Source organism: bacterium 336/3, from assembly GCA_001281695.1.
Classification (GTDB): domain Bacteria; phylum Bacteroidota; class Bacteroidia; order Cytophagales; family Thermonemataceae; genus Raineya.
On the sequence record LJIE01000001.1, the window covers coordinates 3,543,287 to 3,566,655 of the forward strand.

The window sequence follows — 23,369 nt, forward strand, 5'->3', positions numbered from 1 at the left end:
ACGCCATGGAAAATATCGTAAAAGACACAACAGGACTTATTCATTTAGCTTCTTCTATCATAGCTCTTGTTACTGGCTTATATGTGATTGTAGCAAAAAAAGGAACTCAAGTACACAAAAAAGTGGGATATATCTATGCATTGGCTATGTTACTTGTCAATCTAACTGCTTTTATGATTTATAGATTATATGGCAAAATTGGGATTTTTCATGGGTTTGCCATTTTAAGTTGCATCACACTGTTTGCAGGCTTATATCCAGTCATAACGAAAAAAACAAATGATTACTTAGTTAGACATTTTCGTTCAATGTATTGGAGTGTGGTAGGGTTGTATTGTGCATTTGTAGCAGAAATATTTTCCAGACTTCCTAAATATGTACTCACTCCTGAAGGAAAACCTATGGTTGTTTTCTATCAATTTGTGAGCATAGGAACAGCCCTTGTAATGATGATAGGCGTATTTTTCTTCTTAAAATTTAAGCCCATTTGGGAAAAACAGTACAAAAAATAAATTTCATTTTAATCATTTCACTATAAAAATTTTACTCACATGAAACGTTTATTAATCTCTTTCGTCCTTGCTTGTTTTGCTTTTGTTGCTCATGCTCAAAGTACTTATGAAAAAGCTATGCAAGAAGCTTTTACTCAAATGGGTAAAGCTCAAAATATTACTGATTTACAAAAAATTGCAAACCAATTTGAAATGATTGGGAAAAATGCTCCTAAAGAGTGGTATCCTTATTATTATGCAGCGTTTGTATATGCAAGAATGAGCTATCAGGAAGAAAATATAGATAAAAAAGATATTTATGTAGAAAAAGCTTTGAAAATTTGGGAAAGTATTTCAGAGAAAAATGATGAAGTATATCTCTTGAGAGCTTTCATTGCACAAGCAAATATGGCTGTAGATGGACAGGCTCGTTGGCAAACACAAGGAGCTATCTTTGATGAGTATGTGGAAAAATCTGCCAAAATAAATGCTAAGAATCCACGTATTTATTATATGCAAGGAACAAGATTGTATCATACACCCAAAATGTTTGGAGGTGGAGCAAAAACAGCTATGCCTTATTTTGAAAAAGCGAAAACTTTATTTGAAAGTTTCACTCCAGCATCTACATTTGCACCCAAATGGGGTAAAAATGAAAATACAAAGTATTTGGATTTATGTAAAAATAACCAGTAATTGATTAAACAAAGCCTTCTTCTGAAATAAGGAGAAGGCTTCAAAACTATTAAAAACATGACTAAGGTTTTTACATTTCTGGGTGAATGGATTTTTTTAACCATTATTAAATTCGCTTTAGGAGCCATTTCCTACTTTTCTTTACAAGAGTTTGGTGTAAAATTTGGTTCTGTAGGCGATAGTATCAACAGCAATGCCTTTAATTATATCTTTTTAGGCAATATTATTCAAGCAGGAACAGCTCTTGTTGTGCTTAAGGTATATCTTCGATACCACCATTATATTCATAATAAATATTTGCGTTACATCATTTTAGCTATTCTTCTTTATTTATTTGAATCCTTCATTGACCATGTTTCTTTTTCAAGTGAGAAAGCCTTTGATTTCATGAATTTTATCAAAGACTTATTTCATATTCATTTTTTTGAACTTGTTTTTGGTTCTCATATTATTATTGCCACACTATTTTTATATGCCTATTCTCAGAAAGAGCGTGTACGTTCAGAGAAAATGGTAAAGCAAGATTATGAAATGGCTGTTTTGCAAGAATTAAAAACAAAAGCTGACTTGGAAGCTCTGCAAGCTAAAATAAACCCTCATTTTTTGTATAATGCCCTCAATTCTGTTGCAAGTCTTATTCATGATAATCCTGACAAAGCAGAAAGAATGGTGTTACTTTTAGCAAAATTTTTTAGATACTCAACCAATGCAAAGAGTCAGTATTACAGCTCTTTATCTGATGAGCTTGAAATGGTAAAAACGTATTTGGAAGTAGAACAAGTACGTTTTGAAGATAGACTTTCTTATGATATTGATGTAAAAAATCCACAACACCTGAACTTACAAATTCCACAATTTCTTATTCAGCCGATTGTAGAAAATGCTATTAAGCATAGTATTTCTAAAATTTCTACTCAAGGAGTAATTAAAATTACAGTTCATGAAGAAAATGATTTATTGTTGATAGAGATTGTTGATAATGGTGTTCCTTTTCCAGAGAATTTCCAAGTAGGTTATGGTTTGAAGAGTACACAAGAAAAGCTCAGACTTTTAGGAGGAAAAGATGCTCGAATGGAAATAGAGAATGGTGATTTAAAAAAAATTACACTTTTTTTAAGAAAAAGTAATCATAAAATTTGATCCTAATATGATATCTTTCAAAACAGTTTTAATAGATGACGAAAAATTAGCTTTAAGCCGTTTAAAACGTTTACTTACAGATTTTTCAGATGTGATAGAAGTCATAGGAGAAGCTTCCAACGGAGAAGAAGGACGTTTGCTCATTGAAAAAGAATCTCCTGATTTAATTTTTTTAGATATAGAAATGCCTATTTTAAATGGTTTTGAAATGCTTCAAAAACTCACAAAAATGCCTTTGGTTATTTTTGCAACAGCTTACGACCAATACGCTATCAAAGCTTTTGAAGAAAATTCTATTGATTACTTACTCAAACCTATTGAAAAAGAAAGGCTTGAGTTGACGATTAGAAAATTAGAAAAAATCATTCAGAATCAATCTCGTAGTATGCCCCAAGAAACAGAAAACTTGTGGAAACTCTTACAACAGATGAAGCCACAAAAAGAAATTAATAGTATCTCTGTAAAAATAGGAGATAAAATTATTTTATTACGTTTGGAAGACATTACTTACTTTGAAGCTGAAGACAAATATACCTTTGTCTATACACAAGAAGGTAAAAAGCATATTTTAGATTATACAATCACCTATTTAGAACAAAAACTTCCTGATAGCTTTATGAGGGTAAGTCGTTCTGCCATTGTCAATAAGAATCAGATTCTTGAATTACAAAAGCATTTTAGTGGAAAATATGTCTTAACATTATCCGATAAAATTAAGACTAAAATTGAAACAGGACTCAAATTTGGAGATAATATTAAAAATATCTTACAAATATAACTGTTTTTTAGCTTTTTTATTACATCAACACCACAACATTATTTTAAATAAACTATAAAAAACAAAATAAAATTTTTTAAAAATCAGGTTTTTATCTTTATTTTTGCGAGAAACAAATCAAAAACCTAATGAAAAAAATTACACTGTTACTCATTCCATTATTTTTGAATTTTGTTTTGATTACCTTTGGGCAAAATGAAAGTGAACGCCAAAGAATCATTCAAAATTCTAATACCAAAGCATTAAAGCAACTTGGAGAATTTTATCGAAACAAAAGTATTACCGATAAGAAAAAAGCTATTGAGTTTGCTCAGAAGAGAGGCTTACAAATATTCAAAACATTTCCTGATGGTCGTATTGCAGAGTTGCAAAGAATAAACCCTGATGGTACACCTATTTATTATTTAACACAAAGTAATCTTGGAGCTGCCAATACTACCAAAGCCAGCAGACTTTGGACAGGTGGTTCTATGGGGTTAAACCTCAATGGACAAGGCATGATTGTAGGAGAATGGGATGGTGGACCTATACGTCTTACTCACCAAGAGTTTGGTACAAGAGCTATTCAACAAGATGGCGTAGCTTTTACAACTTCAGATTTGAACAACCGACATGCAACACACGTAGGAGGTACAATGGTAGCATCTGGTGTTGATGGAAATGCCAAAGGTATGGCTCATCAGGCTACTCTTTGGGCAAACGAATGGAACAATGATACTGCCGAAATGACTACCCAAGCAGGTTCTGGTTTACTCCTTTCTAACCATTCTTATGGATACAATGCTGCTTTTTTACCAACATGGATGTTTGGTTTCTATGATTCAGAAGCTCAAGCATGGGATCAAATAGCAACAAATGCACCTTTTTATTTAATGGTAAAAGCCGCAGGCAATGATAGAGGCTCAGGATATAACCCAGGTGGTGTTTTTGGAACAACAGGCTATAATTTAGTTACAGGCTCTGCTACTGCTAAGAATGTATTGGTTGTAGGTGCTGTTAATGCAGTAAGTAACTATACAGGACCAGCAAGTGTAGTGATGTCTGGCTTTAGTTCTTGGGGTTCTACTGATGATGGTCGTATCAAACCTGATGTAGTAGGCAATGGTGTTAGTATATATTCTACTACTAGTACTGGCAATACCAATTACGAAACTATGAGTGGTACTTCTATGGCAAGCCCTAACGTAACAGGAACACTTACTCTTATTCAACAACATTATAAAAACTTGAATAGTGGTAGTTTTATGCGTGCTGCTACTCTTAGAGGTCTTGTGATTCATACGGCTGAAGAAGCAGGTGCAAACCCTGGTCCCGATTATGCTTTTGGGTGGGGACTGGTAAATGCTGAAAAGGCTGTCAATGCTATTACAAACAGAGGAGTTTCATCAATTATTGAAGAAAGAACACTCAATAACAGCACTTCTTACAGTTTCAATGTAACAGCTATCAGTAGTTCAACTCCTTTGGAAGTAACCATTGCTTGGAATGACCCTGCTGCTACTCCCCTTGCTGATGGTACAGCCAATAGTACCCAAAGTATGCTTGTAAATGATTTAGATTTGCGTGTTACAGAAGGTGCTAATACTTTTTCACCTTGGGTATTAAATCCTGCAAACCCTACTGCTGCCGCTACTCAAGCGGATAATGCTCGTGATAATGTTGAAAAAGTGATTATTAACAATCCTGTTGCTGGAGCAACCTATACAATTACTATCAATCATAAAGGAACTTTACAAGGAAGCAATCCTCAAAATTATTCAATTATTGCAACAGGAGCAACTACCAATTTTAATGCTATTTTTGCGGACTTCACAATGTCAAGAACAAGTGTTTGTATTGGACAAACGATTACATTCACTGACGCTTCAATTAAACTGCCCAGTGCTGCCAATATCAGTTCTTGGACATGGAATTTTGATGGTACAAGTGTAGGAGGAGCAACTCCAAGCACAGCAACAACACAAGGACCACATACTATTACATTCAACCAAAGTGGTACATATCAGATTTCATTAACTGTAGGTAACGGTTCTACAACAAATACTAAAACTCAAACCATTACTGTTCGACCAGTTAGTAATTTACCTCTCACAGAAGGTTTTGAAAACTCCCCTGTTGTAGGATGGACTGCAACTAATAGTGGTGGAACATTTAACTGGGGAGTTAGTAGTACTGTGGGGCAAGCCAGTACACGCTCTGCTACAATGGATTTATTTAATAATGACATTGGAACAAATGCGTTGTTTTTGAATGCACCTGCCGTTAATTTACAAGGCTATGCAAGTGTTAATTTCTCTTTTCAACTTGCTCATACTGGTTATCAAACTGTTTATGCTACCTTAGAAGTTCAAGCAAGTACAGACTGCGGACAAACTTACTCAACTGTTTGGACAAAAACTGGAACTGCCTTGGCTACCACTACACCAACATCAAGGACTGCAGATTTTACAGCTCCAGCAGCTAATGAATGGAGGTTAGAAACTTTTAATCTTAATTCTTTGATAGGCAATAGCTCTGTTCTTTTAAGATTCAGATTAACAGATAATTTCAGTAATAGAATTTATGTAGATAACGTAAATATTACAGGTGTTTTAGCACCTCCAACAACCCCTACAACGCTTACTGCAACAGCCATCTCAAGCTCTCAAATCAATTTGGCTTGGACTGATAATGCAAATAATGAAACTGCTTACAAAGTAGAACGCTCTCCTGATGGTGTTAATGGTTGGACTGAAATTGCTGGTAGCTTGCCTGCTAACACAACCACTTATTCTGATAATGGTTTGACTGCTAACACAACTTACCATTATAGAGTAAGGGCTAGTAATGCTGGTGGAAATTCTGCTTATAGCAATGTAGCTAATGCTACTACTTTCCCTAATGCTCCAAGTACTCCAACAACTTTAACTGCAACAGCCGTTTCAAGCTCTCAAATCAATCTGGCTTGGACTGACAATGCAAATAACGAAACTGCTTACAAAGTAGAACGCTCTCCTGATGGGGTTAATGGTTGGACTGAAATTGCTGGTAGCTTGCCTGCTAATACAACTTCTTATTCTGATAATGGTCTAACTGCCAATACTACTTATCATTATAGAGTCAGAGCAAGTAACACTGGTGGAAATTCTGCTTATAGCAATGTAGCTAATGCTACTACTTTCCCTAATGTTCCTGCTACTCCAACAACTTTGACAGCAACTGCTGTTTCAACTTCACAAATAAATCTGACTTGGACTGATAATGCAAATAACGAAACTGCTTACAAAGTAGAACGCTCTCCTGATGGGGTTAATGGTTGGACTGAAATTGCTGGTAGCTTGCCTGCCAATACAAACACCTATTCTGATAATGGTTTGACTGCCAACACAACTTACCATTATAGAGTAAGGACTAGTAATGCTGGTGGAAATTCTGCTTATAGTAATATCGCTAATGCTACTACATTGCCCAATACTCCTACTGACCCAAGTAGTTTAACAGCAACTGCTATTTCAAGCTCTCAAATCAATTTGGCTTGGACTGATAATGCAAATAATGAAACTGCTTACAAAGTAGAACGCTCTCCTGACGGGGTCAATGGCTGGACTGAAATTGCTGGTAGCTTGCCTGCCAACACTACAACTTATTCTGATAATGGTTTGACTGCTAGTACTACTTATCATTACAGAGTAAGAGCTGGCAATGCTGGTGGAAATTCTGCTTATAGCAATGTGGCTAATGCTACCACTTTGTCTAATACACCAAGTGTTCCAACAGCACCAACTGCTTTAACAGCAACAGCCGTTTCAACTTCACAAATAAATCTGACTTGGACTGATAATGCTAACAATGAAACTGCTTACAAAGTAGAACGCTCTCCTGACGGTGTTAATGGTTGGACTGAAATTGCTGGTGCTTTACCTGCTAACACAACCTCTTATTCTGATAATGGTTTGACTGCTAGTACTACTTATCATTATAGAGTCAGAGCTGGCAATGCTGGTGGAAATTCTGCTTATAGTAATATCGCTAATGCAACCACTTTGTCTAATACACCAAGTGTTCCAACAGCACCAACTGCTTTAACAGCAACAACTGTTTCAACTTCACAAATCAATCTTTCTTGGACTGATAATGCAAATAATGAAACTGCTTACAAAGTAGAACGCTCTCCTGATGGGGTTAATGGATGGACTGAAATTGCTGGTGCTTTGCCTGCTAACACAACCACTTATTCTGATAATGGTCTAACTGCCAATACTACTTATCATTATAGAGTGAGAGCAAGTAACACTGGTGGAAATTCTGCTTATAGCAATGTGGCTAATGCAAAAACTCAAGAAGAAGCAACTACTGCTATCAATTCTGAGTTAGACAAAGCTATTAGTGTTTCCCCTAACCCAACTCAGAATCATATTCAAATTAATTTGACAAAAGTTAATACATCAAAAGCTCAAATTATAATCTATAATAGCATTGGTGTAGTTGTGAAATCTTTTAATAGTACAGATAAACTTATTCCTCTCACTTTAGATGAATATTCTAAAGGAGTGTATTACATCTATATTACTACTGATAGTGGTACAAGCCTTAAAAAAATAGTGTTGAATTAACACAAAAAAAGCAGTAGAATTCTCTACTGCTTTTTTATTTTCTCTTTTCTAATATTTTTTCTTTTATTTGTGGCTTAGTCAAAAATTAAACTTGTTGTATGAAACTATTAGAGAACAAAGTGGCTCTTATTACAGGTGCTTCCAAAGGTATTGGAAAAGCCATTGCCGAAAAATTTGCTGAACAAGGAGCAAAAGTTGCTTTTACTTACCTTTCAAGTGTAGAAAAAGGACAAGCCTTAGAAAATGAATTAAAGTCGAAAGGTGTTGAAGCAAAAGGCTATCGTTCAGATGCTTCGGATTATAAACAAGCAGATGAACTTGTAACTCAAGTTTTGGCAGATTTTGGTAAAATAGATATTTTAGTGAATAATGCAGGCGTAACACAAGATGGTTTACTCATGCGTATGACAGAAGAACAATGGGATAAAGTAATCAATATCAATTTGAAATCTGTTTTTAATCTTACCAAAGCAATCCTAAAACCCATGATGAAGGCTAAATATGGTTCTATCATCAATATTACTTCGGTTGTAGGTATCAGGGGGAATGCAGGACAAGCCAATTATGCTTCTTCTAAAGCTGGAATTATTGGTTTTACAAAATCGGTAGCTTTGGAATTGGGTTCTCGTAATATTCGTTCTAATGCAGTAGCTCCTGGTTTTATTGAAACAGATATGACTGATGAACTTGCTAATAAAGCGGAGTGGCTCAACCAAATTCCATTGAAAAGAGGAGGCAATCCTCAAGAAGTCGCTGACGCTTGTGTATTTTTAGGTTCAGATATGTCTTCTTACATCACAGGGCAGGTACTTCAAGTGGATGGTGGAATGCTGACCTAAAAATTTTTATTTATGGATGAATTGAAAAAAAACATCTCTAATTATATATCACTTTCCGAGCAAGAAATGGACATTTTTTGCTCGGAATTTACTTTTAAAACTCTCAAACGTAAAGAATTTTTATTTCAAGAAGGGCAAGTTTGTAAAACTGTTGTTTTTATTAGAAAAGGATGTTTGAGATATTTTTATATGAATGAAGGAGAAGAAAAAACTGGACAGTTTTTCTTTGAAAATGGCTGGTACACAGATTATGACAGTTTTCTTACTCAAAAGCCAACACAACAATTTACACAAGCATTAGAGCCTACTGAACTTTGGGTTTTATCCAAAGAAAATCTATACAAACTATATGAAAACAATCCTAAAATAGAGCGTTTTGGGAGGATTATGGCAGAAAATGCTTATTTAGGTTCTCGAAAAAATAATATAGATTTTCTTACACTCAATCCTGAGGAACGCTATTTAAAACTGATTACAGAACGTCCCAAAATTATGGAGAGAGTTTCTTTAAAATATATTGCATCTTATTTGGGCATAAAACCTGAAAGTCTGAGTCGTATCCGAAAAAGGCTTTTTTTACAAAAACAAAACTCTTAACTCAAGTCAATTTTTTGAATGTTTTTGTTTACCATTTTTGTATCGTTATTCCATTCTAAAAAATATACGATATGAAAAAAATTGCTCATCTTTTCACATTTCTATTTGCTTTGCAAGCTACATACGCTCAAAACAAATTACCTATTTATGCAAATATAGCCACTGGTTATGGGAATACCTTTTTTTATGGTTCTTTATCAGAAAAAGAAACCATTAATGATGGAAGAGGTTTTGGAAGAAATCAGGGTTTTACGCTCTCTACCTTTTTTTATGTTGCTCCTAATCATTGGAAAGGATTAGGCATAGGTAGCGGTGTAAAAGGTTTTTTTGCAACACCCAACAATGGAGGTAATAACGAAACTTATTTGTTCAATTATTATCATGTGGGTTTGGGTTTAAAATATTATCCCTTTTCTAAAACCTTTAACAAAGGTTTTTCTGTAAAATCAAGTTTTGGCTTTGGACAAATGACTGAAAAAATGAGATATAACGATACTCAAATCTATGAACATCAGTTTGCTATTGGCACCACATTATTGGGAGGGTTTGGGTATTCTATTCCTTTTTATAAAAACAAAATGGCTTTCAATATAGATTTTGAAGCAGAATACTCAAACAGACGAGGTGATGTAACAGGAAAGGGTGAAGACCAAAAATTTCAAAATAGTCATGTAAGTTTAAACTTGGGTCTTGGATTTTAAGAACTGTAAGAAAACCACATACCATAAAAAAGGCGAAAAACCACATCTGTATCTACTCAATGCACCAAAATTAGGAGATGAAAGTGCTAAGAAAACAGCCATGATAAAAATATACACAAATAACATCATCAGAAAATTAGAATCTAAAGTTTGTGTATATTTTTTTTGAATAAACTTCCTAATTCCTAAAATGAGCAAACTCATTAAAAGTACATTTTCAATACTTACAAGTATCATTTGCCAATTCTGGCTATCCCAAGGCATGGGCGAAAATAGCCCTAAATATAAAGCTTTTGGACTATTTTGTAAAATACTCAACCAAGTTGGTTCTAAACCTAATTCAACAATCGAGTTTTTGGGTGAAGCTTTGATAATCAAAAGATAATTATTGTATAAAGCCTCTGGCAAGGCATTTATTTGAATATTTGGATGTAAAAAACTTAACAAAACACCTCCAAATGTTACAAAACAAAATAGTAAGCTTTTTTTCCACGTAACAAGTTTATATTTTTTAGTGTAATGTAAGAATATATATAAAATCAGGCTAATGGATAATCCAAAAGCATAATAATACTTTACTTTCCAAAGTACTATTAAAAATAACAAAATAAATATACTTTTAAGGTAACTATTACTTCTTTTCTTCTCAAAATGGATTAATTGAAAAAAATTACTGATTATCAGGCTTATTAAAAACAATAAAATGCTTTCTTTACTTGTTGCAGATGCCCAAAATATACACGAAGGCAGAAATAAAAATGCTATAATAGCAGCCTTCTTTGTTTCAGGAAATAGCTGAATTAAGGTGTGTGTAAGATACCACATTCCCCATAAAGCCAATAAACTACTATAAATAGCTGTAAGCCAAAAATTACTGAAGGTAAAGATTGTTAAAAAACTATAAATCTTTACAGTAAAAAAGGCTCTTGGTTGATTTGATAAATGCCAATTTTTTGAAAAAAAATGTTTATCTATTAGAATTTGTACATATTCGTTAGGGCTTTTATAGAAAATATTGGTAAGATGACTGGCATCTTCAAAAATGAGCTTAAAATCTGGTTGATAATGAGTATAATAGTTTTGGTGAATCCACACGAAAAAATAAAGAGCTATCATTTTGATGGTGAAAGCTCCTATTCCTATCCAAAACCAGTCTGTATTTTTGTATTTTTTAGCAAATAGCCATCCCAAAACTCCTAAAAAAGAGATATGTAAAATTCCTATCCACGCCATTATTGTGCAGTTTTGGTAGTGTCTTTGGCTTGTCTGAGAGGGTTTTCAGGTAGTTTTTGAGCTTCTTTTTTCTTTTTAGACTTGCGTTTGAACAAATCCCAAAAATTATCAAAATTATGTGTAGATGAAATAGTTAAACCCGTAGAATTAGCTGTTGTAGCGTTTGTGAGGGTATTATTTCCAAATGTACTTCTGTTATAGGCTTTAATTTTATATTGTCCATCTTCGCTGAGCATATATTCCACAATAAATTCTCCTGTATAGTTAGAGCTTTGATTTCGGCTGTCTAATCTGTTGTTACTCACCACTTTGAGTCTGTCATTAAGCGTATAACTAACTATCACACCTATTTGTGTACTTGTTGAACTAAATTCATTGGCATTGAGGTCTATTTTAAAATTTTCATCAATTTTCGATAAATATCCACTCAACTGATTTGACAAAAACTCTCCAAGCGTTCTACCAGAAGCAGCTCCTACTCCACCACTTGAGCTTTGCGAAGTAAATTGTCCTAAAATTACCAAACTACCCACCTGTCTATTAAGTTCAAGTTCATTGGTTTGGATATCCGATTTTACTTTAAACATGGCAGCTTGCAAAGTAGGGTTTGAGATTTTCTTTTCTAAATCTTTAAAATCTATGTCAAAAGTTACTTTAGGGGCAAGTAAATCACCTGCCAAATGAGCTACAACACTCACAGGGAAACGTCTTGATGTTTCGGGTGTTATTTCGTTATCTGCTAAAAACGCTGTAAACGAAGTATTTGCATCATAAGAAGCTTTTACATCCATATATGCTTCATAGACATCTCCTTCAAAATAAATTTTGCTGTTTGGTCTGATATTAAATTTCTTATTCATTAAGTTTTTGAGCGTAAAGTTATAACTACCAGCTATGATGTTATAATCGCCCCAAATACCAAAATTTCCTCTTTTATCAATACTGATTTGCATCAAACCTCTTCCTTTTCCTTCCATAATATCGCCAGTTTGTCTATCTAATAAGATTTGAAATTCAGCATCTTCTGTAACATCTAAATTCATATCCATCTGTAAACCAGAAAGATTAATAGTTTTGATAGGGCTTGTAGATGTATTTTGTTTGGTTGTATCTATAATTTTATCTTTTTGGAAATCTACAAACTGAAAATAATTAGCATCTCCTACCTCGCTATAACCATCCAAAGGAAGATATAATTTAGTTCCTTTATTGGTTTTTGCATCCACCTTGATGTACATATCTGCTGGTTCGCCCTGAATCATCAGTTTACCAGAGCCTACAGCTTTTCCATAGTACAAAGCATTTTCTGTTTCTTTGGTATTGAGAAGCGTAAATTTCTCAAAATCAGCACCCAATTCAATAAAGAAATATTGAAATTTATCATGATACACTCTACCATTTAGCGTTGCCATTCCTTTTTCTCTTTCTTCATCAAAAAGTCTAAAATTTCTAAATGACAATTCATTTTTTGAAATATTGATGGTGCTACTGGTCTCATAAACAGAACCTAAGTAATTCACCTTAAATTTAGCCTTATTGAAGGTTACTGAGCCGTTCAAATCAGGTTCAGCCAGTTTTCCTGTGATATTGACATCACCAGAAACTGTTCCTTCTAATTTTGATACATATTCATTAATAAAAGGCTCAGCCATATTGATTTCAGCTTTTCTGATTTTAGCTGATAGATTTAGATTGTCTTGTCTGGGCTGATATGTTCCATCTAAAAAGAATACATAGTCTTTTTTATGGTAAATACTTGTTTCAAGCTCCATGAGTTGTTTTTCGTTATTCCAGTTGCTACGCCCCTTAATATTTCCTACATAAAATTTATTCACATCCACAGAATCTGCTTTGAAATTTGCATTAATTTTAATTTCCTCATATACATCTTCTATAGTTAGATGTGCATCTAGAATTCCCTTTATTTTTTTACCTGAAAGAATGGTATTCAATGTAGATAGTTGAAAAGCATCGATATCTATATTCAATTTTTCGTCAGGGTTGTTGGCTGCAATCATACCATTGAATACAATTTCCTGATTAGCATTGCTCAACATGAAATTATCAAATACAACTTTTCCATTTTCATTGGTAAAAAGTGTAATTTTTCGGGATGGTTCAAATTTCCAAACAGATTCAAGCAATTTCACATTTGATTCATCGAATTCAACAATAGTTTTATTCGTATCTAAGGTAATGTGTCCTTGTATGTCAGCTTCATTAGAGCTTTCTTTTTGTTTAATTCGTGTTCTAAAATCTATAATTCCATCCAACCAAATGGCATTGAGTGTAAGTTTTTCTGTTTCTACACTCCCCAAATGTTGTGTACTTGAATATAAATTCAGTTCTGCTGTAATATTTTCATTTAAGCCCTGTTTATAAGCTTCAAATTGAAGTGTATTTCGATAAAATGCATAAGATCCAAATTCTAAAGTTTGGATAGGTTTCATTGATTTAAACGTAAAACGAGCTGAATCTCCACCTACTAAGACACCTTTAAAATGCGAATCTGGTGATATATACATACTCGTATCTATCAAATTAAGTATAGGTTTGATATCAAGAATTGTTATCTCATAATCCAATGATGTATTTTGACTTTTTTGTTTCTTTTTTTGAGCGTAGTAATTGTTTTGAGCATCTTTTTGGTTTTTAATTCCTAAAAATAACTCACTAAAGAAACCAGAAACCGTACTGCTTAATTGGCTTAAATTGTACTTTCCTACCACATTGACTTTAAAATAGTTTGAATAAACATCAAAAAAACTATAACCATATTCATTTTTTTGAGAAGATACAACCAGAGAGTCCATGTGGAGTGATTTTTTACGATAAGTTATATCTGCATCTCGTAAAAGCACATCTCCTTCAAAATCATCTATATTTAAACCTTTACTTTGAGTATGAATAAATCCTCTAAAAACAAGGTCTTCAGGTATAAATCCTAGCTTTTTGAAATCAAGATTGGTTACTTCACTATTAAATTTAAGTTCTGGTTTAGGCTTATTAAAATCTATTGTTCCTTCTAAATTTAATTGAGCATTGTTATCCAAACTTTTTACTTTCCCTTCAAAAAATTTATTTTTAAAATTTCCATCTAAATTGATATTCTGATAAGTATAATTGAGGGCTTCTAAGGATGCTACTTCTCCATCAAAATGAGTATCAAGTGTTTCAAATGTAAAACCTTTTCCTTTAATGTTCCCATTCATCGAAATTTTCCCAACTGCACTTTGATTGGTTAATGCTCCTGTATTAAAATCTTGTAGGGCTATTGTTCCCTGATAAGCAGGTAATTGGTTTTCTTTCTGTATCAAATAAGCATCTAAATCAGCATTGCCCAATGCTGTTTGTAGTTTGGCTTTGGCTTTAAAATCTTGTGGATAGCCATCAAAACGACCCTGAATAGTTACATCTCCAAATTTCTGCACATATTCATTGATGGTAGCATCTTCAAGATACTGCTGTAAATCAGGTGTATGAATAACAGAATTGGGTTCAATTTGAATGGATGCTAATACGGATTCTACATTTGGCAAACCTTCTATTCCCATATCTCCGTTGAGTGATGTATGTTTGCCAAATTTCAAATTAAAGGTTGTAAAATTAAAATTATTGACTGTACCACTAAAATTTCCAGAAAGATGCCAAAAGTCATCATATTTATGAAGTGCTGGAGCAAAAAGAGCTAAGTCGTGTGTATGAATAATGGTGCTATCTAATCGGGCTTCAATTCTTACCTTTTCATTAAAATTGCCCATATCCTTGATAGATTCAAAATTAAAAATTAGGCTATCTTGTAGAATAGAGTTATTAACTTCTACATACAAATTATTAAACTGAATAGAACGTTTGTTATGTAAAAACTTTGTATTGAGATTTCGTATATCAAGTCCTGATTTTTTATCAAGAGCTTGGAGATTTTCAGCTTCAAAAGAGACTGTATCAGCTACAATCAAAAGTTTTTGAACGTACCCATCCATGTGCTGAAACTTAAAATGACCATAATCAAAACCATTCTTGATAGAATCTTGACGAGGGTCGTTGTAACTCAATGTGATTTCATCTAAAAATATTTCATCAATCAAGAAAACGGCTGCTCTTTCTCCTTTTTTACGAGGTTTTTTTTGTTTTGGAGCCGTCAGGCTATCTATAGTGTCTATAAATTCCTGAATATTAAGCTCTTTATTTTTAGGATTTACAATAAGATTTACTTCGCCATTGTGTAAGAAAAATTTATCTAAATAAATGTTCTTACCTTCTATTGTGCCAAACAAATCAAAATCGGTGCTAAACTCCTCCAAATCAACCATTTTGTTTCCTTGTCTGTCTATGATTTTCAAGCCTTTGAGCAAAACATCTTGATTGAGTAGATTCAAACGTAGTTTTTGAATAGTTATTTTGAATCCTGATATTTCTGTAAGGTAGTTGGATGCTTTTTTAGCAATAAAAGTTTGTACCATAGGAACAGCCAAAAGTGCCATTACTATCGCTACAATACTCACAGGTACAATCACTAACCACTTGAAAACCCTCCATGTTATTTTTTGTATTTTTCTTAAAATACGTTTACTTTTGGCTTTCTTTTCTTGTTCTGGTGTGAAAGTCGTCTCAGTATTTTTATCAGGTTCAATATGTTGAGTTGTAATACTCAGTGTACAATTTTTTAATTTTTATTTTTTACTCAAGTATTTGTATGCCCACTATTTTAGCTATAGAATCTTCTTGCGATGAAACATCTGCTTCTGTGATACAAGATAGCAAAATTCTCTCCAATATTATAGCCAACCAAAAAATTCACGAATTATATGGAGGTGTTGTACCAGAACTTGCTTCTCGTGAACACCAAAAAAATATTATACCAGTTGTTTTAAGTGCTTTAGATACTGCAAAGATACATAAAAATCAGTTAGATGCAATTGCTTTTACGAGAGGTCCAGGGCTTTTAGGAGCGTTATTGGTCGGTGTTTCTTTTGCCAAATCTATGGCTATTTCATTAAACATACCACTGATTGAGGTCAATCACATGCAAGCTCATGTACTTGCTCATTTTATAGGCGAAAACAAACCCAAATTCCCTTTTTTATGTCTGACAGTCAGTGGCGGACATACTCAAATTGTACTTGTTAGAGACTATTTAGATATGGAAGTGATTGGACAAACGCAAGATGATGCAGTAGGTGAGGCTTTTGATAAAACAGCAAAATTACTTGGATTACCTTACCCTGGTGGACCTTTGATTGATAAATATGCTCAAGAAGGAAACCCATCAGCTTTTCCATTTCCCAAATCCGAAATGCCTGACTTAAACTTTTCGTTTAGTGGTATCAAAACTGCTATTTTATATTTTTTACAGAATAATACTCAGAAAAATCCTCAATTTATTCAAGAAAATCTCAAAGATATTTGTGCAAGTGTGCAGTATAGTTTGGTAGAAATTTTGATGCAAAAATTAAGAAAAGCCTCTAAACAAACTAACATTAAAGAAATTTCTATTGCTGGTGGCGTAGCAGCTAATTCGGGTTTGCGTAATGCTCTTCAAACAGAAGCAAAAAAATACAATTGGAACGTATATATTCCAGATTTTCAGTATTGTACAGATAATGCAGCCATGATAGCCATGGTTGCCCACTATAAATATTTAGCTAAGGATTTTTGTGAGCAGAATGTAGGAGCATTAGCTCGTTGGGAAATTTAAAAAAAAAGGTCTTGAACTTCAATTCAAGACCTTTTTTTAATAATCATCTTTTTCGTCTAAATCGTCTGTAAGCAACGATTTAGTTCTATCCAATATTTTGCTAAAAAATCCTCCAAAAGGATTGTCTTTTTTTTGAGATTTTGGGTTTTTAGTATCCGCTTTTATTACATTGGTATTGGTTTGTTGAACATTATGGAATAAATCTCTGTCATCCAAAGCTCTAAATCCTGCCATTACCAAACCAATTGCTGTTGCGAAAATAGGTTGTTTTACCAATTCTACATTGTTTTTGGTCAAATATTCTGTTGGATGTCCAATTCTAACTGGTAAACCAGTATGTAATTCAAACAATTCTTTAATACCATCTAACAATGCTCCACCTCCTGTCAATACAATTCCCTGAGAAAGAGTATTATAGAAATTAGAACGGATAATTTCTTTATGAACATCTTCTATAATTTCAGTCATACGAGCTTCAATGATATGAGCCAAATTACGTAAAGATATTTCTTTAGAAGAACGGTTTCTAAGCCCTGGAATTGAAACTACATCTCTATCACTTGCTTGTTCTGCAATAGCTTTCCCAAAACGAACTTTTAAAAGCTCTGCTTGGTTTTCCATGAGCATACAACCATGCTTAATATCTGATGTAATAATTTGCCCACCAAAAGGTATTACGGCTGTATGTCTAATTATTCCATCGTGGAAAATAGCTACATCTGTTGTTCCTCCACCAATATCCACAAGGGCAACACCTTCTTCTCTTTCTTCACGAGTTAATACTGATAGACTGGAAGCAATTGGTTCCAATATCATTTCTTGAATTTCAAGACCAGCCTTTTTTACACAACGATTGATATTATTTAGAGCTGTGGTTTGAGCTGTAATAATATGAAAATTAGCTTCAAGCTTTACACCAGACATGCCAATGGGTTCAATAATACCTGCCTCATTATCAACAATAAAATCTTGAGGCATGACATGCAAAATTTGTGTTCCTGCTTCCGTAGGCGTTTTGTACATATCATTTACCAGTCGCATTACATCTTCTCCAGAAATTTCGTCTTCTGTGGAGTGACGTGTAATACTTCCTTTTTGTCGCATGCTTTTGATGTGCTGTCCTGCAATTCCAACATTTACAATTTTAATGTCTATGCCCGACATACGAGATGCTTCTTTAACTGCCTGAGTAATCGCTTCTACAGTTTTATCAATATTTATGACAACACCTCGAGTTACCCCTTCAGAGATAGCTTTCCCAACACCTAATATTTCTATACGTTCTTTATTTTGTTCATCTCTACGAGCCACCACAGCACAAATTTTGGTACTGCCAATGTCTAATCCGACTACAATTTTATCTTTCTGCATATTCACAAACAATCTGTTGATGATACTTTAAGCTCACTTTTTCGTAACGATTCCACCCTTTTTTAGGTAAAATATATTTACATAAGATTTCTATTTTTTTCATTTTGACTTCCCAGTCTGCCCAATCGCCAAAGTCTATGACTGTATCTGATAACTGTAAATATACTTTGAGATTCTTTTTCTGCTTATGAATTTGGACGATATGAGCCTTCCAAATATCAGTAGTAGCAATAAAGTTGAGCAAATCTAATAATTTTTTATCATCTTCATTATTTTTAAAGTCAAAATATACATTATCTGTACTTAAAACCAAACAATGAGGACTATATTTTTTTGAAAGAGGTATTTTTTTACCCTGAGCATCTAAGTAAAAAGAATCAGTACTACCTATAATACGAACAACAGGTTCTACTGTTTTTACCCAAACTAAGAGTTCTCCATTGAGTTTTTTACTAATTTTACACTTTGCTACAAACGGATTTGCACGTACTCTCAGTTCTAACTGCCTTGTATTTAAAAACTTATAAGGTGTGTTCAATAAAAATTCTCTTCCATTACTATCTAATAAACTTTGAACATCCTGCTCGTCAAAAAAACGATTTCCTTTATTGTAATCTATAATTATTTGTAGTTTTTGACAAGTCTGCCTATCATACTGACTTGCTGAAAACCCTAATATTATTATTAAAATTAACAAGGCGACAAGAAATCGAACCTCTTTACGCCATTTTATCTTCCAAAACATTTTAACCATTATTTTGCCCAGCAATATAGAAAAGTCTAAGGAAACTATAAAATTTACTTTGTTTTTTTAAGTAAATTTTTATTCAAACTCATTACCACAATCCAAACATTTCCAAGTATTTGTTTTTTGGAGTGAAAAGATTTTTATAAGATTTTTCCAAATATTTTCCTCTATTTTAGTATCTATATTAATAGAATAACAATTTGGACAAATTTTTATGAGCTCATCTCCTAACTCTAGCAATACAATTTTAGCCTTTTCCCAATCTTTTAAGTTTATTTTTAGTTTAATTCCTCCTATAAGTGTGCTATAAGTAGAGTAAATAGATGTCATATTTTCATCAAATAGAAAACATAACACACCTCCACTTTCAAGTTTCGACTTATACATATATGCATCTATAGGATTATCAAATGTTTTAATGGTAAGTAATTCCACAAACCTTTACGATTAATCTTGTTTGGGTTCTTGTTGTATTTTATTTTTTTCTTTTTGTTTATTTTTTACAAATTTAGGACTTACTCGTGGCACTGCATTAACAGGCAACCCATTTTTCATAACAGTCCCTTGTTTTTCTGTGGGATTATAACGTGGTTTTTTTGTTTTAAATCTTTGATAACGAGGCATATTCTTCTTCCACATAAATTTACCCACACGCAAATGTCGTACATCATAAGGTTTTTTGGTATATTTTCTGAGGCTTCGGTTAGTTAGCTTAGATTTTCTTGGATAGTATTTGATTTTTAGAGCTCCTAAAGAAGTTGCCATTCGGTGTGAACGCTTGGCTCTTATCTTTTTCCAATCTATATAAATAACACTTCCTTTATAATTCTGTTGTTTACGAGTATTATAAGCTATTATTTTTCTTCTTTTCTCTAAAAAATTATATTTGATGGTCCCTCCTGTAAATTTATCATAACCTCTTCTAAATTCATGAGGCCTGTATTTGGTTTTACTCATAAATGTTGCAAAACCAGTTTTCTTTTTATGTGGAAGAAATTTATAATTAGATACAAACTTATCATAGCCTGTTTTCTTTTTATAAGGCATATAAGCGTAACTAGATACAAATTTGTCATAGCCTCTTCTGAATTGATGAGGTTTATGTTTAGTTTGTGATAAAAATTTTGATGATCCTGTTTTTAATTTATGAGGTTTGTATTTTATTGTTGATTTGAATTCAGAAACACCTGTTTTAAACTTGTGTGGTGATATCTTGTTCTGTGATTTGAATGTAGAAACAACACCTGTTGTCTTTTCTCTTGGGTAAAATGGCTCTGAGCCTTTGAAAGTGCTTTGTCCCATCACTTTAGGTGCTTGGGTATATTTTTGTTTACCCCTAAAAAAACCAGCTGACACTGTTTTTTCATTGGTTACTTTTTCAGCCCCCTTCGACTGTGTACCTTCTACTGGTTTAGCACGTTTTTTTAAACGATACTTATTGGTAAGTACAGGCTTTTTTGTTGATTTATTATCAGTTTTTTGAGCAAAAACTTCACAACTAAAAAACCATAGTACAATAAGGACACAATATATAAATACTTTTTTCAAGATATCAAATGAATTATTTTGTATAGTTAGATTTTATAAAGAATCCGTAGGTGTTACATTTTCTTCTTTCTCTGATTCTTCTACTTTTTTCTTTTTCTGTCTTTTAGCTTTCTTAGAGTTTTTTACATCTGGGAATATTTCATTATCCTTGATATATTTTTTTTCTTTTCGAATTAATTTACTTTTCTCTTCACGTGAGGTATAACGAACTTTTTTAACTTTACCCACTTTTTTTATCAAACCAGTCTTTTTATTTCTTTGTACGATAATATAGTTTGTAGGTTCATAATTATCATCAGGAATTCCCAATGCTCCTACTTCTTGATAAGCTGGACAACGTGAACGTTTGTTACAATCAGTAAATAAAAACAAAGAGAAGAGAGCTATACAAATAATATATTTCATAGATTAAGCAAATAAACGACCCACAACATCCATATTATAAAGGCAAAGTTTTCCCAAATATACAAATACACAAGAAACCTTTTGCAAATATTGTACGTTTTTTATTTTATTTAAAAGCAAATTTGACTCTAAAATAAAAAAAAGCTAAACTTGCACCTAAATTTCATCAAAACAGAAAGATACAATGAAAAAATTGTTGCCTTTAACATTATTACTTTCCGTCATAGCTTGTAAAACTACTCAAAAGACTGCTCAAAAAAATACTTCTAAAGAACCCATCTTGATGTATATAGGTAATACTCCTGTTACGGTAGCAGAGTTTAAATATGTTTATGAAAAAAATAATACAAATAAAGATAGTTTATACAAAGAGCCTTCAATAAAAGAATATTTAGATTTATATACCAAATTTAAACTGAAAGTCATTGATGCTCAAAAAATAGGTATTGATACTACAAGAGAATTCCAGACAGAGTATTATGGCTATGAAAGTCAACTTGCCCGCCCTTATTTACTTTCTAAAGATGCCAACGACCAACTTGTAAAAGAAACTTATAACAGATTGCAAGAAGAAGTAAATGCTGGGCATATTCTTATCAAAGTAGGATTGGAAGCTGAACCAACTGATACCCTAAACGCATATAATAGAATTAAGGATATTAGAGAAAAAGCCCTCAAAAATGAAGATTTTAAGGCGTTGGCTCGCCAATACTCCGAAGACCCTTCAGCAAGTTCTAACGATGGCAATTTAGGTTTTTTCACTGCTTTACAGATGGTTTATCCTTTTGAAACTGCAGCTTTTAAAACTACTAAAGGACAAATTTCAGATATCATACGTACTGAATTTGGTTATCATATTATCAAAGTGTATGATAAAAGACAAAGCAGTGGTAAAGTAACAACTGCACATATCATGCTTAGAGCCTTGAAAGGCATTTCATCACAAGATTCTATTGCTTTAAGAAAAAGAATCTATGAAATTTATGACAAAGCTAAAAAGGGTGAAGATTGGAATACTCTTGTAAGACAATTTTCTGAAGATGCCAATAGCAAAAATAGTGGTGGACAACTAAGAGAGTTTGGTGTAGGTGATTTGATTCCAGAATTTGAAAATGCTTCGTTTGCTCTTAAAAATGAAGGAGATATAGCCGAACCTGTACTTACTCCTTATGGCTGGCATGTGATTAAACTGATTTCAAGAAGAAAAAGAGAAACTTTTGAAGAAGCCGAAGCAAGCATCAGAAATAGAGTACAACGCGATTCACGTTCTGAAGTAGGAAAAAATGCTTCACTCATCAGACTTCGTAAAGAAAATAATCTAAAAATCAACCAGAAAGTATTTGAAAAAGCTATCAAAACTGTTGATAGCAATTTGGTAAAAGGTCAGTGGGATTATGCTTCTAATAATAAATTCTTAAAAGAAACTATTGCATCTTTTGAGAATAAAACAATCAATAAAAAACAAAATATTACAGTCAATGATTTCTTTTTCTATATGAAAAGAAGACAACAAGTAAGAACTGACCTTAAAACACCACAACATTATGCTCGTTTGATGTGGCAACGTTTTATTGATGATGAAACTGTAAATTTTGAAAAAAGTATTTTACCTGAAAAATATATTGATTATAAAATGCTTACTCAAGAATACAGAGAAGGCATGATGCTTTTTGCTATGATGAATGAAAAAGTATGGGGCAAGGCTCTAAAAGACACCACTGGGGCAAAACAATTTCATCAAAATAATAAAGAAAAGTATAAGTGGGGAGAAAGAGCATTTGCTACTATTTTTGACGCTGCTAATGAATCTGTTTTGAAAGAAGTAGAAGAAAGATTGACAGAAAGACCTCCTTATTTACTTAAAAACTACATCAAAGACCCTATTTTGAAATATACCAAAGACCAATTACGTATCGATGATAAATATCTGAATGGTTTGGTTCAAATTGCTTCAGAGTTGAATAACGATCCTTCATTATTACTTGAAATTTCTGGACACATGGATAAAGCTGAACGTCCCAAAACACTTTCTGCTGATAGAACCAAATTGGTATTTGATTATTTGTTCAATAAAAATATCAATCCCAATCAAGCTATTCGTAAAGATTTTGGTAGTTCATTACCTGGTACTAAAAAAGATAATAAACCTAACAACAGAGTAGAATTACAAATGTTTACTTACTCTTTGAAAGGTATTGAAAAACAAATCAATACAACAAATCCTTTGAATTTAAAAGTTACAGAACTTAGACCTTATGAAAAAGGTAATAACGGATTGCCTACTGGTATAGAGTGGAAAGAAGGTAAACATAAAGTAGCTCAAAATGGTCGTTTACAAATGGTTCAGATAAATAGCATTGAATCTCCTCGTACAAAAACATTTGACGAAGCCAAAGGGCAAGTTATTTCTGATTATCAAGTATTTTTAGAAAGCGAATGGATAGAAAATCTAAAAAAACAATACAGTGTAAAAATTGAAGAAAAAGAGCTTCAAAAATTGATTAAAAAATAATTTTGTACATTCTTCGATTA

General features: G+C 32.8%; 14 protein-coding genes and 3 pseudogenes. 10 read left to right on the forward strand and 7 right to left on the reverse strand.

The window, feature by feature from the left end:
* Positions 1 to 5 precede the first annotated feature (5 nt).
* The 8 genes and pseudogenes from AD998_16685 (at position 6) to AD998_16720 (ending at position 9,834) form a co-directional block, all read left to right on the forward strand.
* Complete coding sequence (locus AD998_16685; protein KOY87552.1) at positions 6 to 512, forward strand: hypothetical protein; 507 nt, start codon at positions 6 to 8, stop codon at positions 510 to 512.
* A gap of 39 nt (positions 513 to 551) precedes the next feature.
* A complete protein-coding gene (locus tag AD998_16690) occupies positions 552 to 1,187 on the forward strand; it encodes a hypothetical protein (protein ID KOY87553.1) in 636 nt (211 codons plus the stop codon).
* A gap of 282 nt (positions 1,188 to 1,469) precedes the next feature.
* Positions 1,470 to 2,327, forward strand: a pseudogene (locus AD998_16695) (hypothetical protein).
* A gap of 7 nt (positions 2,328 to 2,334) precedes the next feature.
* Positions 2,335 to 3,105, forward strand: coding sequence for a regulator (locus AD998_16700; protein KOY87554.1), 771 nt, complete (start codon positions 2,335 to 2,337; stop codon positions 3,103 to 3,105).
* Between the two features lie 128 nt (positions 3,106 to 3,233).
* A pseudogene (locus tag AD998_16705) lies at positions 3,234 to 4,850 on the forward strand (hypothetical protein).
* Positions 4,851 to 7,795: 2,945 nt separating this feature from the next.
* A complete protein-coding gene (locus AD998_16710; GenBank protein KOY87555.1) occupies positions 7,796 to 8,536 on the forward strand; it encodes a 3-ketoacyl-ACP reductase in 741 nt (246 codons plus the stop codon).
* A 12-nt stretch (positions 8,537 to 8,548) separates the two neighbouring features.
* The gene (locus AD998_16715; protein KOY87556.1) at positions 8,549 to 9,133 is read left to right on the forward strand and encodes a Crp/Fnr family transcriptional regulator; all 585 of its coding nucleotides are present in this window, start codon (positions 8,549 to 8,551) and stop codon (positions 9,131 to 9,133) included.
* Between the two features lie 71 nt (positions 9,134 to 9,204).
* Positions 9,205 to 9,834, forward strand: coding sequence for a hypothetical protein (locus AD998_16720; protein ID KOY87557.1), 630 nt, complete (start codon positions 9,205 to 9,207; stop codon positions 9,832 to 9,834).
* On the opposite strand, the gene AD998_16725 is transcribed toward AD998_16720, so the two are convergent.
* Both AD998_16725 and AD998_16730 read right to left on the reverse strand, forming a co-directional pair.
* On the reverse strand, positions 9,811 to 11,067 hold the full coding sequence (locus AD998_16725) for a hypothetical protein (GenBank protein ID KOY87558.1): 1,257 nt from the start codon (positions 11,065 to 11,067) through the stop codon (positions 9,811 to 9,813). The genes AD998_16720 and AD998_16725 overlap by 24 nt on opposite strands.
* A complete protein-coding gene (locus AD998_16730) occupies positions 11,067 to 15,584 on the reverse strand; it encodes a hypothetical protein (protein KOY87559.1) in 4,518 nt (1,505 codons plus the stop codon). Before AD998_16730 ends, AD998_16725 begins: the two co-directional genes overlap by 1 nt.
* Positions 15,585 to 15,763: 179 nt before the next feature.
* Between AD998_16730 and AD998_16735 the strand changes: the two genes are divergently transcribed.
* On the forward strand, positions 15,764 to 16,765 hold the full coding sequence (locus AD998_16735) for a tRNA threonylcarbamoyladenosine biosynthesis protein TsaB (protein ID KOY87560.1): 1,002 nt from the start codon (positions 15,764 to 15,766) through the stop codon (positions 16,763 to 16,765).
* A 36-nt stretch (positions 16,766 to 16,801) separates the two neighbouring features.
* On the opposite strand, the gene AD998_16740 is transcribed toward AD998_16735, so the two are convergent.
* The 5 genes and pseudogenes from AD998_16740 to AD998_16760 form a co-directional block, all read right to left on the reverse strand.
* Positions 16,802 to 18,136, reverse strand: a complete 1,335-nt coding sequence (locus AD998_16740) for a cell division protein FtsA (GenBank protein KOY87561.1) — start codon at positions 18,134 to 18,136, stop codon at positions 16,802 to 16,804.
* Positions 18,123 to 18,404 (reverse strand): annotated as a pseudogene (locus AD998_16745) (hypothetical protein). Before AD998_16745 ends, AD998_16740 begins: the two are co-directional and overlap by 14 nt.
* Positions 18,405 to 18,959: 555 nt before the next feature.
* A complete protein-coding gene (locus AD998_16750; GenBank protein KOY87562.1) occupies positions 18,960 to 19,319 on the reverse strand; it encodes a hypothetical protein in 360 nt (119 codons plus the stop codon).
* Positions 19,320 to 19,331: 12 nt separating this feature from the next.
* A complete protein-coding gene (locus AD998_16755) occupies positions 19,332 to 20,432 on the reverse strand; it encodes a hypothetical protein (GenBank protein ID KOY87563.1) in 1,101 nt (366 codons plus the stop codon).
* Between the two features lie 33 nt (positions 20,433 to 20,465).
* Complete coding sequence (locus AD998_16760) at positions 20,466 to 20,837, reverse strand: hypothetical protein (GenBank protein ID KOY87564.1); 372 nt, start codon at positions 20,835 to 20,837, stop codon at positions 20,466 to 20,468.
* 184 nt (positions 20,838 to 21,021) lie between these two features.
* On the opposite strand from AD998_16760, the gene AD998_16765 reads away from it, so the two are divergent.
* Positions 21,022 to 23,349, forward strand: coding sequence for a hypothetical protein (locus tag AD998_16765; GenBank protein ID KOY87565.1), 2,328 nt, complete (start codon positions 21,022 to 21,024; stop codon positions 23,347 to 23,349).
* Positions 23,350 to 23,369 lie beyond the last annotated feature (20 nt).

Coding starts and splice junctions, on each gene's coding strand:
- AD998_16685 (KOY87552.1), top strand. CDS start 6: ATGGAAAATATCGTAAAAGACACAACAGGACTTATTCATTTAGCTTCT.
- AD998_16690 (KOY87553.1), top strand. CDS start 552: ATGAAACGTTTATTAATCTCTTTCGTCCTTGCTTGTTTTGCTTTTGTT.
- AD998_16700 (KOY87554.1), top strand. CDS start 2,335: ATGATATCTTTCAAAACAGTTTTAATAGATGACGAAAAATTAGCTTTA.
- AD998_16710 (KOY87555.1), top strand. CDS start 7,796: ATGAAACTATTAGAGAACAAAGTGGCTCTTATTACAGGTGCTTCCAAA.
- AD998_16715 (KOY87556.1), top strand. CDS start 8,549: ATGGATGAATTGAAAAAAAACATCTCTAATTATATATCACTTTCCGAG.
- AD998_16720 (KOY87557.1), top strand. CDS start 9,205: ATGAAAAAAATTGCTCATCTTTTCACATTTCTATTTGCTTTGCAAGCT.
- AD998_16725 (KOY87558.1), bottom strand. CDS start 11,067: ATGGCGTGGATAGGAATTTTACATATCTCTTTTTTAGGAGTTTTGGGA.
- AD998_16735 (KOY87560.1), top strand. CDS start 15,764: ATGCCCACTATTTTAGCTATAGAATCTTCTTGCGATGAAACATCTGCT.
- AD998_16740 (KOY87561.1), bottom strand. CDS start 18,136: ATGCAGAAAGATAAAATTGTAGTCGGATTAGACATTGGCAGTACCAAA.
- AD998_16760 (KOY87564.1), bottom strand. CDS start 20,837: ATGAAATATATTATTTGTATAGCTCTCTTCTCTTTGTTTTTATTTACT.
- AD998_16765 (KOY87565.1), top strand. CDS start 21,022: ATGAAAAAATTGTTGCCTTTAACATTATTACTTTCCGTCATAGCTTGT.